At 58.0% G+C, this 14,303-nt stretch carries 13 protein-coding genes; 9 read left to right on the top strand and 4 right to left on the bottom strand.

The window, feature by feature from the left end; translation table 11 throughout:
• Nucleotides 1-20 precede the first annotated feature (20 nt).
• Both ctaD and coxB read right to left on the bottom strand, forming a co-directional pair.
• Entirely contained in the window at nt 21-1,607 is a 1,587-nt protein-coding gene (gene ctaD / locus JJO78_RS01555) for a cytochrome c oxidase subunit I (protein WP_075196381.1), read from the bottom strand.
• Between the two features lie 102 nt (nt 1,608-1,709).
• Nucleotides 1,710-2,834, bottom strand: a complete 1,125-nt coding sequence (gene coxB, locus JJO78_RS01550; protein ID WP_075196382.1) for a cytochrome c oxidase subunit II — start codon at nt 2,832-2,834, stop codon at nt 1,710-1,712.
• A gap of 263 nt (nt 2,835-3,097) precedes the next feature.
• On the opposite strand from coxB, the gene JJO78_RS01545 reads away from it, so the two are divergent.
• The 7 genes from JJO78_RS01545 to JJO78_RS01515 all read left to right on the top strand — a co-directional run bounded on the left by JJO78_RS01545 (nt 3,098) and on the right by JJO78_RS01515 (nt 10,067).
• The gene (locus JJO78_RS01545) at nt 3,098-4,369 is read left to right on the top strand and encodes an MATE family efflux transporter (protein WP_197061327.1); all 1,272 of its coding nucleotides are present in this window, start codon (nt 3,098-3,100) and stop codon (nt 4,367-4,369) included.
• 201 nt (nt 4,370-4,570) lie between these two features.
• Nucleotides 4,571-5,218, top strand: a complete 648-nt coding sequence (locus JJO78_RS01540; RefSeq protein ID WP_036207815.1) for a hypothetical protein — start codon at nt 4,571-4,573, stop codon at nt 5,216-5,218.
• 22 nt (nt 5,219-5,240) lie between these two features.
• The gene (locus JJO78_RS01535; protein WP_041332744.1) at nt 5,241-5,903 is read left to right on the top strand and encodes a methylamine utilization protein; all 663 of its coding nucleotides are present in this window, start codon (nt 5,241-5,243) and stop codon (nt 5,901-5,903) included.
• The gene (locus JJO78_RS01530) at nt 5,903-8,278 is read left to right on the top strand and encodes a putative bifunctional diguanylate cyclase/phosphodiesterase (protein WP_075196384.1); all 2,376 of its coding nucleotides are present in this window, start codon (nt 5,903-5,905) and stop codon (nt 8,276-8,278) included. Before JJO78_RS01535 ends, JJO78_RS01530 begins: the two co-directional genes overlap by 1 nt.
• Nucleotides 8,275-9,156, top strand: coding sequence for a DUF3034 family protein (locus tag JJO78_RS01525; protein ID WP_036211837.1), 882 nt, complete (start codon nt 8,275-8,277; stop codon nt 9,154-9,156). Before JJO78_RS01530 ends, JJO78_RS01525 begins: the two co-directional genes overlap by 4 nt.
• A 17-nt stretch (nt 9,157-9,173) precedes the next feature.
• A complete protein-coding gene (locus JJO78_RS01520; protein ID WP_036211834.1) occupies nt 9,174-9,614 on the top strand; it encodes a group I truncated hemoglobin in 441 nt (146 codons plus the stop codon).
• Nucleotides 9,615-9,680: 66 nt separating this feature from the next.
• Nucleotides 9,681-10,067: a DoxX family protein gene (locus tag JJO78_RS01515; RefSeq protein WP_036211832.1), complete on the top strand. Its 387-nt coding sequence runs from the start codon at nt 9,681-9,683 to the stop codon at nt 10,065-10,067.
• Between the two features lie 2 nt (nt 10,068-10,069).
• Here JJO78_RS01515 and JJO78_RS01510 read toward each other — a convergent pair whose 3' ends face one another.
• Nucleotides 10,070-11,869 carry a sensor domain-containing diguanylate cyclase gene (locus JJO78_RS01510; protein ID WP_226909994.1) on the bottom strand — a complete coding sequence of 600 codons (1,800 nt, stop codon included), beginning with the start codon at nt 11,867-11,869 and terminating at the stop codon, nt 10,070-10,072.
• Between the two features lie 160 nt (nt 11,870-12,029).
• On the opposite strand from JJO78_RS01510, the gene JJO78_RS01505 reads away from it, so the two are divergent.
• Nucleotides 12,030-12,266: a DUF1653 domain-containing protein gene (locus JJO78_RS01505; protein ID WP_041332743.1), complete on the top strand. Its 237-nt coding sequence runs from the start codon at nt 12,030-12,032 to the stop codon at nt 12,264-12,266.
• A 106-nt stretch (nt 12,267-12,372) separates the two neighbouring features.
• Complete coding sequence (locus JJO78_RS01500; protein ID WP_075196385.1) at nt 12,373-13,695, top strand: Na+/H+ antiporter family protein; 1,323 nt, start codon at nt 12,373-12,375, stop codon at nt 13,693-13,695.
• 351 nt (nt 13,696-14,046) lie between these two features.
• Here the strand turns inward: JJO78_RS01500 and JJO78_RS01495 are convergent, their stop codons facing one another.
• On the bottom strand, nt 14,047-14,295 hold the full coding sequence (locus JJO78_RS01495; protein ID WP_007152953.1) for a YheV family putative zinc ribbon protein: 249 nt from the start codon (nt 14,293-14,295) through the stop codon (nt 14,047-14,049).
• Nucleotides 14,296-14,303 lie beyond the last annotated feature (8 nt).

Below are 14,303 nucleotides of genomic sequence, written 5' to 3'. Positions count from 1 at the left end.
GGCGCCAGTCAGCCTCTGTTTCACTTCACTTCCGGCGGCGTGGCAAAGGTGTGGTAGGGCGCCGGAGAGGGCACTGTCCACTCAAGGCCTTCGGCACCGTCCCACGGCTGGGCAGAGGCCTTTTCACCGCCTTTGACGCACTTGACCACAATCACCAGGAACAGGATCTGACTGGCACCAAACATGAATGCGCCAATGCTGGACACCATGTTGAAGTCGGCAAACTGCAGCGCGTAATCCGGAATACGCCGCGGCATACCCGCCAAACCGAGGAAGTGCATCGGGAAGAAGGCCAGGTTCATACCGATGAACGACAGCCAGAAATGCGTCTTGCCCAGTGTTTCGTCGTACATATGGCCGGTCCACTTGGGCAGCCAGAAATACGCCGAGGCAAAGATGCCGAAGATGGCGCCCGGTACCAGTACGTAGTGGAAGTGTGCTACCACGAAGTAGGTATCGTGATACTGGAAGTCAGCCGGTGCAATGGCCAGCATCAGGCCGGAGAAACCGCCGATGGTAAACAGGATGACGAAGGCGACCGCAAACAGCATCGGCGCCTCGAAGGTCAGTGACCCCCGGAACATGGTCGCCACCCAGTTGAACACCTTCACGCCCGTGGGCACGGCAATCAGCATGGTCGCATACATGAAGAACAGCTGACCGGCGATGGGAATGCCGACAGTGAACATATGGTGAGCCCAGACCACAAACGACAGCAGGGCGATGGCGCCCACCGCATATACCATCGAGGCGTAGCCAAACAACGGCTTGCGGGAGAACGCCGGAATAATGTGGGACACCGCCCCGAACGCAGGCAGGATCATGATGTAGACCTCGGGGTGCCCGAAGAACCAGAACACATGCTGGAACAGTACCGGGTCACCACCGCCGGAGGCATCAAAGAAGCTGGTGCCGAAGTTGATGTCCATCAGCATCATGGTGACGACGCCGGCCAGCACCGGCATAACGGCAATCAACAGGAACGCCGTAATCAGCCAGGTCCAGACGAACAGGGGCATCTTCATCAGCGTCATGCCTGGTGCCCGCATGTTCAGGATAGTGGCGATCACGTTGATAGCACCCATGATCGACGACACACCCATGATGTGAACGGCGAAGATAAAGAACGTGGTGCTCGGTGGGCCATAGGTCGTCGACAATGGCGCGTAGAAGGTCCAGCCAAAGTTGGGCGCCCCCCCTTCCATAAACAGCGTGGACACCAGAATCAGGAACGCGCAGGGCAGGAGCCAGAAGCTCCAGTTGTTCATTCGCGGCAGCGCCATGTCCGGGGCACCCACCATCAATGGAATCATCCAGTTCGCCAGGCCAACGAAGGCCGGCATCACCGCACCAAACACCATGATAAGACCGTGCATGGTGGTCATCTGGTTAAAGAATTCCGGCTCAACAATCTGCAGGCCAGGCTGGAACAGTTCCGCCCGGATCACCATGGCCATGGTTCCGCCGAGCAGGAACATCGCAAAACTGAATATCAGGTACATGGACCCGATATCTTTGTGGTTGGTCGTCAGCAGCCACCGAGAAAAGCCCTTTGCGGGGCCGTGGTGATGATCGTCCTGGGCGTGGGTATCTGCAACCGCACTCATGAAAAACCCCCGTTACCGCCGTATATTCAGGCTGGTGATGTCATTAATCTGGCGTCATTGGATAGGGTGGACTGGAGCCTTCGCTCCACCCCACCCGGTTCATCATTCCTGATTCTTGTACTCGAAGACTTCTTTTGGCGTCACCATTTCACCGGTGTCATTACCCCAGGCATTCCGCTCATAGGTGATGACCGCTGCGAGGTCGACTTCGCTCAGCTGACCGCCAAACGCTTGCATGGCGGTGCCGGAAACGCCGTTTACAACAATATCCATATGCGCCTGCATGTCTTCGGTCACGACTTTACTGCCCTTCAGAGCCGGGAATGCTGGCGGCGCACCGCTACCGTCCGCCTGGTGGCAGGCAGCACACGCGCTGGCATAGGCTTTTTCGCCACGTGCCATCAGCTCCTCCAGGGTCCAGTCTTTCTCGGTCAGCTCACGCTCACGCTGGGCCGCCTCCTTCTGCTCAGCCACCCAGGCATCGTATTCGTCCTGAGGCACCGCCTTGACCACCACAGGCATGAAACCGTGCTTTACGCCACACAGCTCGGTGCATTGACCACGATAGATACCGGGCTCGTCGACCCTGGTCCAGGTTTCGTTCACAAAGCCGGGAATGGCGTCCTTTTTCACGCCGAAGGCAGGCACCCACCAGGAGTGGATAACATCATTGGCGGTGACCAACAGGCGGATTTTCGCTCCAACAGGCACTACCATCGGGTTGTCTACTTCGAGCAGGTAGTTCTCGGTTTTCTCGGTGCGGTTGTAGATTTCGTCATCGCTGGTGGTGATATTGGAAAAGTATCCAAAATCATCCTCTATGTAGTCGTATTTCCAGCGCCACTGATAGCCGGTGACCTTGATGTCTACGTCAGCTTCGCTGGTGTCGTACATGTCCACAAGCGTTGCAGTGGCAGGAATCGCCATTACCACCAGAATCACGAGGGGAATGATGGTCCAGAGAATCTCGACCAGGGTATTCTCGTGAAAGTTTGCCGGTTTTCGGCCCGGGGACTTGCGATGGGCGAAGATGGACCAGAACATGACCCCAAACACCACGATGCCGATGACAACGCAGATCCAGAGGATCGTCATGTGAAGGCTGAAGATTTCATTGCTGGTACCGGTGACCCCGGGACTCATGTTCAGCGTCCAGTCCGCCATGGACAACGCTGGCGTCATAAGCCCGCCCAAGAGGACACCTGCCCGCTTAGCGTGCACGCGCATAATACTGTGTCTCCACAGAGTGTTATTCTTGTCGGATTTTGCGTCCAATCCCCCTGTTCCAGACAGTGCTCGCACACACTATCCAGGTCAGGGTGGAAGTCTGCTATGGATAATACACAACCCAGTATAGACACAGATCAAAAAAATGCGAAAGTCCGTCCACCCATAAATGTATTAAAGAAGGAAAGCCTCTCATTCCCATAGAATCCGCTCCGCAACTCGCCACCACCGACCGCAGGCTCTGGGCGCTGGCCTGGCCACTGATGCTCACCAATCTCACTGTGCCGCTGCTGGGGCTTGTGGATACGGCCGTGCTGGGACACCTCGATACACCGGAATATCTGGGGGCTGTCGCGGTGGGCGCAAACCTGTTCAGCATACTCTACTGGACCTTTGGCTTTATGCGCATGGGCACGACGGGGCTGGCTGCCCAGGCCTGGGGCAAACGCGATGAGTTTGCGCAGATTGCCCTGCTGCTACGCTCCGTGTTGCTGGCTATCGGTATCGGCCTGTTGCTGATTCTGTTCCATCAGCCGTTGATCAAACTGGGCCTGACTCTGATGAACCCCAGTGAACGTGTTGCCGCGCTGGCAGCAGAGTACGCCAGCATCCGTATCTGGAGCGCGCCGGCCGTGCTCTGCCAATACACGCTGGTGGGCTGGCTGATAGGCACCCAGTACGCGCGGGGCCCCATGGTCATGCTGATTGTGGCCAACGGGCTCAACATTGTTCTCGATGTGCTCTTTGTGACCGGTTTTGGCTGGAACAGCCGGGGCGTTGCCATGGCCACCGTGATGGCAGAGTACTCGGCGGCCGCCATCGGGTTCTACATGGTGCTGAAACGCATGCCGGACGGCCAGGGGTTTGAGCGGGCGCTGTTCGGGCAGCTGCGGGACTACCTCAGAATATTACAGGTCAACCGGTACATCATGGTGCGCACCATTGCCCTGCTTCTGGTGCTGGCCTTCTTCACCGCACAGGGTGCGCGACAGGGCGACACCATACTGGCCGCCAACGCGGTGCTGATTACCTTTCTACTGATCATTTCCAACGGCCTTGACGGCTTTGCCAATGCCGCCGAGGCACTGATTGGTGAAGCGGTGGGAAGAAACAATCGGCGCCAGTTCAAAAACGTCTTTCGGGTGGCATTCCGGTGGTCGTTGTGGGGTTCCGTGCTGTTTACCGTCGCCTTTGTTCTTGGCGGGCGCTTCCTCATCGGCTTGCTGACCGGTATCGAGGAAGTGCGCGCAACCGCCTGGGACTATCTGCCCTGGCTGTGGATGCTGCCGCTGGCCTCGGTGTGGGGCTTCCTTCTGGATGGCGTGTTTATCGGCGCAACCCGCACACGGGACATGCAGAACACCATGCTGTTTTCGGCGCTGGTGGTCTTCCTCCCGGTCTGGTGGCTGACGACCGGGTGGGGTAATCATGGACTGTGGTTCTCGCTGATCTGCCTGATGCTGGCACGGGCAATTTCCATGGGTTGGCTGTTTTTGAGCCATTCGCGGCACGATCGCTGGTTTTCAGAACAGTGAAGAAGCTTGAAGCCAATCCATGGACAACACGTTCAGGTTTAATGCACACACCACAGCAGCCTGTTAAATCTCGTCTACACTTGTGAGAAAAGGCAGGCATGTTGCGGTAGCCAGCCGCTTCCCCATGCCCCTGACGATCCCATGCGTATAACGGGAGGCGCCTTGCGACCCCATTCCGTTCAGAGACCGGCATCTCCTGAAATGACACCAAAGGTAGTTCTCGACATCATTGATCAGGCCCGACGGCAGGAAGCCCGTTCCGGCACCTTTCTCAAGCAGATGCGGGAAAGGGCGTCGTCGCTGCCTGCCACCATCACCATTGACGGTTACCAACCGGCGACCTGCCTGTTCCAGTTTGCCATTGAGTACATCGAAATGGCGCCACGACTGATTGAGTGCGTGGAAGCCTGTGCGAGAGAAGCCGGCAAGGCCGAGTTGTTTGCGCCTTTTGTAGAGGCTGCCATCGGTTATTTTACTCAACCGTCGGTTCTTCTGGTACGTTATGATGGCCTTGACGGGCTTCTGATCCGAGCCTATCTCTGCCACCGCCTGATGGAGGAAATGTACGAGAACAACCGCTCCACCCGCGCCAGCGAACTGGTCGACGTGGAGGCAACACGGGCAAATCTGCTGGCGCATCAGTTGATCGGCGAACCGTTCGCCAACGAACTGGACCAGTCCATCACCGTCACCGTGTTGCAGATTGCCGGCTCACCGGACTATTACGAACTAAACTTGGACCCGTTCGTAGAACAGACAAGGAACGTTGCATGGGACTGGATGAGACACTATTGGGAAAACCTGCTGGTCCGTAACCACATACGCTTGTCGTTAGGAGCGGGTCTTTAGAAAATACGGATGAACAACATTGATGTACAAGCTGACCGTTACCCTGTTTCTGTTGCTTGCAGGCTCTCTCTGCAACGGCGCCGAGACCAACACCGTACCTCTTCAACTGACCGATAACCTGTCAGGAAAGCCGGTCGCCAATGCCGTGGTGATTCTGGAAAACGGCCTCTCGGAATCCCCCGTAGAAGCTGAGATTGTCCAAAAAAATCGCAACTTTCACCCCCATACGTTGATCATACCCAAGAATTCCAGAGTGGATTTTCCCAACCAGGACAACACTCAGCACCACGTCTACTCATTCTCACCCGCCAAGGCATTCAACATTGAGCTATACGCCGGACGTCCGACGGAACCGGTTGTCTTCGACAAGACCGGTGTGGTGGAAATTGGCTGCAACATCCATGACCACATGCAGGCGTTTATTCTGGTCACCGACAGCGCACCCTCCGGCCGAACCGATGAACAGGGCCGTTTGACGGTTGAGATTCCGCCGTCGGCAGACGATGGGTCCGGTAAGATTGAGCTCCAGATATGGCACCCCCGATTGACAGACAACACCCGTATGGCCCGATTCACCGTTGAGCAACCCTACCCTGCATCACTCGAACTGTCGGTGGAATTGTCCCCGGAACCCGCGAGTGATGACAGGCTGGATGGCCTGCAAGAACGTTTCCGGGAGCTTTGATGGCGGTCGCTAGCCGAATAGGGTTTCGTGGACGTTTGGTGACCGTCATGGTCACCATGGTGGCCATCGTCAGCCTGAGCATCGGTGCACTGTTGATGCTTTACCTGTTCGAGGATGAAAAGGCACGTGCACTTGAGCAATTGAGTCTCGGCGAGCAAGTGGCAGAGGAGGTGCTTGAGCGCCGCACCAGCCTGATTCTTTCCCGGCTGGACGTTGTGATCCGTGATTTTGGCTTTCGCTCTGCCGTCGCCAGCGGAGATCGCGCCACCACAGACAGTGCGCTGACCAATCAGGCCCGAAGGGTGAATGCCGATTTTGCCGTCTTGCTTGGCAGCGACGGGCATATCCTTGCCGACACCGATGGGCTGCCCGATGCGTTTGCCAATAGCCCGCTGGTTACAGAAATGCTCTCCAAGGCGCGACAAACAGGCTTTGCCAGCCAGATGAGCGTTTTCGGTGCGGACGGCTTTGAACTGCTCACCATTCCGGTGGAAGCACCTGGATTAAGGGCATGGCTGATTGCCGGTTTTAACCTCAACAATGATCTTACCGACATTATCGGTCGACTAAGCGGAACCGAGGTGTTGTTCAGGGCCTCCTCTGGTGAGGAAGGCAGTTATCAGATTCTTACCGACCCGGGTTCCATCAACGCATCGAGGCTCGATGAACTGAACAATGCCATGGCCAGGACGTCCGGCGAGGACCAGTTTCTTGAGAGTACACATTACTTCACCCGCATCATAAGCCTGACCGGGGACGAAACGCCGGCCCTGCAGCTGCTGCTCTTAATCAACCGTGAGGCCCGTCTCAGCAACTACTATGAGCGTGCTGTGGAAATTCTTACGCTGGTCAGTGCCGTTCTGGTGCTGGCTGCCCTGATTGCGCTCATTATCGCTCGCAACATGGGGCAACCAGTCCTGCAACTGGCGGACTATGCCAAGGCCATCGGCGATGGCCACACGCCCGCACCTCCCCGTATCCGCGCCGGCGGTGAACTGGCCGAATTACGCAGGGCGCTCGGCGACATGCTGAGCAAACTGCGGGACCGCGAGGAGCAGATACACTACGCCGCCAGCCACGATGAAATTACCGGGCTACCCAATCGAAACGCCTTCCTGTCGCGCCTGCGGGAGCAATTCGACAACCACCGCCCCTGCAGCCTGATGGGCCTGCGCCTCAATGATATTTCTGACGTCAATGACACTCTGGGCCTCGAGTTCGGGGACAAGGTTTTACAGGCGGTGTCGGCCAGGTTGGAGGAAGCACTGCCCGGCAGCTCAGCACTGGCAAGGACCGGAGGCGCCGAATTCCTGATGATGACTGGTCTCCAGCCGCAATCCGAGCTCGATAAACTTGCCACCAGGATCAGCGAAATCGTGGAATCGCCGTTGTTCATCGACAACACTCCGTTCTCCCTTCGCTGCACCATGGTTACGCTGCAGCTACCCCAGGACGCCATCGATACCGACCAGGTTCGCAGGCGCCTGAACCTCACGTTCGAACAGGCACAAAAAAGCCGGCTGCCCGTAACCCATTATCAGCCAGGGCAGGATGAGAACCACCTGAGGGAACTTCAGCTGATCTCTGATCTGCACCACGCCATTGCCAGCAACGGCTTGCATATGAACTACCAGCCCAAACTTGATATGGCGTCTGCCGGCTTTCATCAGGCCGAAGCACTGGTGCGCTGGATTCACCCGGACCTGGGGTTCATCTCGCCGGAAGAATTCATTTTCCTGGCGGAGCAATCCGGCCAGATCACCGAACTGACCCGACACATCCTCCGCCGTGTTGCCAACGATGCTGGCAAGTGGCACGCCGCGGGCCTGAATATTGGTGTTGCCATCAACCTGTCGGCGCTCGACCTGACCCGCCCGGAACTCGCCAAGGAAGTTGCCGAGGCGTTCTCCCAATGGCAGTTACCCATGTCCAGTATCACTCTGGAGGTAACCGAGAGCGCCCTGATGGAGGAACCCGAAACGGCCTTTGAAACCCTGCGGCGCTTACGCCAACTCGGTGTCACACTGTCGGTGGACGACTTTGGCACGGGCTATTCCTCGCTGTCGCAATTGCGCAACCTGCCGGTGCAGGAACTCAAGATCGACAAATCCTTCGTCCTGCGCCTGAATACCGAACCCCAGGACCAGCTCATCGTGCGCTCCACCATAGATATGGCCCATGGCCTGGGGTTGCGGGTTGTCGCGGAAGGAATCGAGAACGCCGAAAGCTGGGCGCTGTTGCGGGACTGGGGCTGCGAGATCGGGCAGGGGTACTTTCTCAGCCGCCCCGTCGCCGCTGGCGACCTGAAGGAGACAGAACAGTCGCTGACGGACCGTCAGCAGGAACTCAGATACGCAGGAGAAACCACGTCATGACACGCTTGGCCAGGGTACTAGGCACCGGTTTACTGGCATTAACGGCATCGGCGAACCTGTTCGCAGACACGGGCAGCAGACTCTGGGCCACCGGTGGGGTAACGTCCATCGGGGGTGCCGCCGGGGGCGGTCTGTCACCCTGGGCCCTGCTTGGCGGTTATGCCAGCGATGAAGAGTGGGGGGGCACGCTGACCCTGTCCCGCGCCGAAACCGACGACTATACCCTGTCGGTGGTCGGGACAGGCGTCACCTGGAACAATCGTGTTGAGCTCACGCTGGCACGCCAGACTCTGGACCTGGATAGCCTGGTGTTCACCCTGAAAAACGGCTTTGGCCTTGAAGAGGACGAACTGGTACAGGACGTTTTCGGGCTCAAAGTGAGACTCGCCGGCGACGCCCTCTACAGCCCCTGGGGGCAATGGTCAGCCGGGCTTCTGCACAAACGCAACCGCGAGTTTACCGTACCCGACGCCATCGGCGCCAAAGATGACAGCGGCACCGATATCTACGTCGGAGGCAGCAAACTCTTCTTCGCGGCGGTGATGGATCGCAATCTGCTGGTCAATGCCACCGTTCGCGGGACCAAGGCCAACCAGGGCGGCCTCCTGGGTTTCGGTGGCGACCGTAACGACAGCTACGAGGCGATGTTTGAAGGCAGTGTCGGGTTGTTTGTGACCCGCCAGTGGCTGGTGGGTACCGAATACCGCCAGAAACCGGACAACCTGGGTTTCGCCACCGAGGACGACTGGTGGGATGTTTTCGTAGCCTGGGTACCCGACCGTCGCTTGTCGGTCACGGCCGCCCTGGTCAATCTTGGTGACGTTGCCACTCTGGAAGACCAGCGCGGTGCCTACCTGTCACTGCAGGCCAGTTTCTGACAACCCGGGAGGATACTATGAAACATTCCGTCATCATCATGGTTCTGCTGCCCCTGCTGGTCCTCTCCGGTTGCCAGTCCATGGTTGAATCCAGTCAACAGAATACTTCTCTCTATCAGCAGCTTGGGGAGCGTTCCGGCATTGCCGATATCGTCGAAGACCTGCTCTACCGGATTGTCGAAGACGAGCGTATCAACGATCAGTTTCGTGGCATTGACGTGCGCCAGTTCCACACCAACCTGACGGACCAACTCTGCGAACTCAGTGGTGGGCCGTGCACCTATTCCGGGCGCGGAATGCGCGAAAGCCACGCCGATATGAACGTGACGGACACCCAATTCAATGCCCTGGCTGAGAACCTCATCCTGGCCATGGAAGAGAACGGCATACCCACGGGTGCGCAGAACCAACTGATCAAAAAACTGGTGCCGCTGTACCCCCAGATCCGCAACCTTTGAGCCGGGCGACAAACCGGTTAAGCTTGCCCGCTGACCAATAAACCTTTCCTGACGGGAGAATAAACCTTGCTCGACAACGCGGATCTGGGAAAACTGATTGTTCGACTGACCCTGGGCGGACTATTGCTGTTTCATGGCATCGCCAAGCTGTTCCATGGCGTGGGCTTCATCGAAGGCCAACTGGCCAGCCATGGGATTCCCGCCTTTTTCGCGTGGGGCGTGTTCATTGGTGAGTTGCTGGCACCATTAATGGTGATCCTGGGCTACCAGACCCGTATCGGCGCCTTACTCATCGCCTTCAACATGCTGGTGGCCATAGCGCTGGTACACAGCCATGAACTGATGACATTGGGCAATCACGGCGGCTGGGCACTGGAGCTGCAGGGTTTCTTCCTGTTCATCGCGGTAGCCGTTATTTTTCTCGGCCCCGGCCGCTACAAGCTGAAAAACTGACGTTAGGAACCGGCGATGGCCTCTGCGCCCGACTCCCGGAATACCATCACCTGGTTACGCCCTGCGCCCTTAGCGGCATACAGGGCCTCATCGGCCCTGCCGATGAGGTCCTCGGGGCGGCTACCCGGTTCCGGCAGGATGGTGGCCACCCCGGCGCTCACCGACAGGTTCAATGGGCTGCTGTGGTCACCAACGTAAACCGATGTGCCCGCCACAGCCACCCGCAAGCGTTCAGCCACATTGGCGGCCCCGGCCTCCGGCGTCGCCGGCAGGAGCACACTGAATTCCTCGCCGCCGTATCGCGCCAGCAAATCTCCTGAGCGCTGGATTTCGGCGGCGCAGACCCACGCGACACTGACCAGGCAATCATCCCCCGCCAGATGGCCAAAGTTGTCGTTCACCCGTTTGAAGTAATCAATATCCAACAGGACCAGGCTCAGGGGATGTCCCTGGCGCAGGGCACGGTGCCATTCTGCCTCCAGTTTTTCGTCAAACTGGCGACGATTGGCAACCCCGGTCAAGCCATCAGTAATGGAAACCGCCTTGAGTTGCTCATTGACTTGCTCCAGCTCTTCCGTACGCGCCTGAACGCGGGCTTCCAACGTCTGGTTGGCTTGCAGCTGGATGTCCAGGGCATGGTCCTGGGCCTCAATCCTGAGGCGGCGCTCAAGGTTGATTCTGTACGCCAGTGCAAACGACATCAAAATGACCTCCAGCGCCACACCCGTCTGGGGTGCAAGCTCTGTTACCGTGCTGGTAGGAATAAGGCCGATTTTACTGATCGACATAACCAGATGCCCGAGCAGTAACGGGGTCCATGCCACCACGTAGAACCCCGCCAATGCCTGGCCCTTGCGCCAGACGACCAGGCCAAGAATCCAGGTAAGGGGAGTGATTACCGCCGCGAATACGCTGATGATGGCTGTAGAGCTCTGGTAAGACCCGAAAAGGCCGTAGACAAGACTGCACCCACTGACCAATGCCACCAATTGCAACACGCGGTAGGACACCCGGCTGTAATTTCGGACGGCGAGAAAGTTCAGTGCAAACATCACCGCAAACAGAATGTTGGCCGATATGGCCGGGGCCGTGAAGTAACGGTTCAGAATCGGCAAATCCGGCCAGAGCCACTGGAACACCAGGCCGTTGAAGTTCAGCAACACCAGTGCAGAAGCAACCACGGTCAACACGTACCACAGATAGGCCTGTTGACGGACGATGACGAATACAAACAGGTTGTACAGGGCCATGGCAATCATGATGCCCAGGAAAACCGCCTGCCAGCCGTAGTCCAGTTGCTCACGCGCCAGAAAGTCCGCCGACTCGACAACCTGGGCCGGGATCTGCACCGCCCCCTCACTCTGAACACGGACATACGCTGTGGTGGGGTCACTGTTCGAAGGTACCGGAAAAACAAAGTTGCGGTGGTAAATCGGGCGGGAGCCGAACTTGCGACTGTCCCCGGTGACATGGCGTTCCACCTGCTCGCCCCCGATATACCAGTAGACCCGCACATCGTCCAACAGGGGATAGCCGATTTCCAGCACCCGGTTAACCGGCTCAGCAGGCACCTCAACTCGTAGCCAATAGGTGCTTTTGGTGAAGCCAAAATTCAGGGTTTGTTTACGGGCAACTGGTTGCCATTGCGCTTCCGCCAGGCCACGGATATCCTCCACATCCGTCTCCGGCCCCGATGCTTCAAACCAGGCAAACGATGCCCTTTCACCGTAGGCAGGGCCCGCGGCCATGGTCAGCGCCAGCAACAGTATCCGCACCAGTCGGCAAACTGAAAAAGTGCTCATAGTGGCCGTGTTACCCGGAACAGGAAAACTCAACTAAACTGTCGATGCCAACAGTCAGTCCCAATGCCTCCTTGCGTTTACTTCTTACCAGTCTAGACGTTTACTGGGAGTAAGTCCGCCTCAAAAATGCGTAGCAATCAACTACGTATGGAGAAACACGATGACCGATAAGAAATCAGAGCTACGCCCTGGCCGCTACCGCCACTACAAAGGCAGGGACTATGACGTTATCGGCGTGGCCCGCCACAGCGAAACCGAGGAACCGATGGTCGTTTATCGCTGCCTGTACGGCGACTACAGCCTATGGGTACGACCATTGGCGATGTTTCAGGAAACCGTGGAAGTCGCTGGCGAGGACGTTCCCCGGTTTACCTACGTGGCTGACGACCACACGTAAACACGATTTTTGACTGCAGCACGCGTTTCCGGCACATTAGCGCGCTTTCCTGAACCGCCCCACCTCCGGGGCGCTGAAAGCCATCCCCGACATCCCGGAGTCTGCCATGAATGCCGTTGTTGCTGCGGTAGCGATCATGCTTGTACTGAGCCTGTGTCGCATCCACGTTGTTGTTGCCCTGATTATCGGTGCCGTTGCCGGCGGCCTGATCAGCGGCTTGTCACTGGACGCCACCATTGCCGCGTTTAACGAGGGCCTGGGAGGCGGCGCAACCGTTGCCCTGTCCTACGCCACCCTCGGTGCCTTCGCCGTTGCCATCGGCAAATCCGGCCTGGCCCATGCCCTGGCGGACAAAGCCCTGAACCTGGTGGGCCGGCAGGACAACGGCAAAGCCGCTGGCGGCATCCGCCTGCTGATCGTTGGCCTGCTACTGGCCATTGCCATGTCGTCCCAGAATATCCTGCCCATTCACATTGCGTTTATTCCTCTGGTTGTACCGCCACTGCTGTATGTGATGGCCAAACTGAACATGGACCGCCGCCTGGTGGCCTGCGTGCTCACGTTCGGCCTGATCACACCCTACATGTTCCTGCCTGTGGGTTTCGGAGGGATTTACCTCAATGAAATCCTGCTGGCGAACGTGGGTGACAACGGCATCGACGCCACCGACCTCAACGTCATGTCCGCCATGGCCTTGCCAGCACTCGGCATGCTCTGTGGACTTCTCGTCGCCGTCTTTTTCAGCTACCGCGGCGACCGACACTACAACCTGGACGCCATCGCCCGCACCGAACGGGTGGATGTGACCTACAACGGCAGCACGCTGCTCATGGCCCTGGTCGCCATCGTGGCGGCGTTCGTGGTTCAACTGTGGTTGGGTTCGATGATCCTCGGGGCGCTGGCTGGCTTTGTACTGTTCAACCTGTCCGGGGTGGTGAAATGGAAAGAAGCCGACGACCTGTTCACCGAAGGCATGAAAATGCTGGCAATGATCGGCTTCATCATGATCGCCGCCTCCGGCTTTGCGGAAGTCATGCGCGAAACCGGTGACATCGCCACTCTGGTGGAGGGCTCCGTCTCTGCCATCGGCGACAACAAAGCCCTGGCCGCCCTGCTGATGCTGGTCGTCGGTCTACTGATCACCATGGGCATCGGTTCATCCTTCTCCACCATCCCCATCATCGCCGCCCTCTACGTGCCACTCGCCCTGGAACTGGGCTTCAGCCCCCTGGCCATCGTGGCCCTGGTCGGCACCGCCGGCGCGCTGGGCGATGCCGGCTCCCCGGCCTCGGACTCCACCCTCGGCCCTACCGCTGGCCTCAACGTCGACGGCCAGCACAACCACATCTGGGATACGGTGGTGCCGACGTTCCTGCACTACAACCTGCCGTTGTTGGGCTTTGGGTGGTTGGCGGCTATGGTTCTTTAGGCTTTTGGAGTTTGCCCTCCTTTTCTAGCCTGGTTGGTGTGGGGGCTGCGAGGGGGCAGGGGGAGTTATTGCTCTTGAAATGGAACTCGCTGCGCTCAGACACCCATTTCTGGCGAGTAAAAATCCCCCTACCCCCTCACGAACGAACCGCGTCAATATCGCCTAGAGAAAGCCGTGAGCTCGACTCGAACGGCGATATCCGTGTGGTTCAAACCGGAGGGTGTTGGGGTGCTTTCTGCCGGGAAAAAGGTGTCTGAGCGCAGCGAGTTCTTTTTCCCAGAAGAAAGCACCACGACGCCGTCCAGGCCTCCAAAACCAGCAGGCTACAACAGGAAGGCAAACTCCAAAGCCTCAATCATCCTTGGAAGAAAAGAACACCACCTGCTTAACGGTATGATCATCTTCGTTGCCGAGCTTGTTCACCCGGGTTTCCAGTTCGGGATTGGTCGGCTCCGGGGTATCAGACACCGCATCCGTGAAACCGCAGGCCACGCACTCGCGAACCTGATCATCGTCGTCGGTGGTAAACATCATGATTTTGTCCATCTCCGCACAGCGGGGACAGACAGCGCCGGCGATAAAACGTTTGGGGGTCGCCATGGTTAGAA

The sequence above is a fragment of the Marinobacter sp. DS40M6 genome, from assembly GCF_028581595.1.
Lineage (GTDB): Bacteria > Pseudomonadota > Gammaproteobacteria > Pseudomonadales > Oleiphilaceae > Marinobacter > Marinobacter salarius.
The sequence above is the reverse complement of the archived record's forward strand: the minus strand, read 5'-3'. Positions and strand labels throughout refer to the sequence as shown.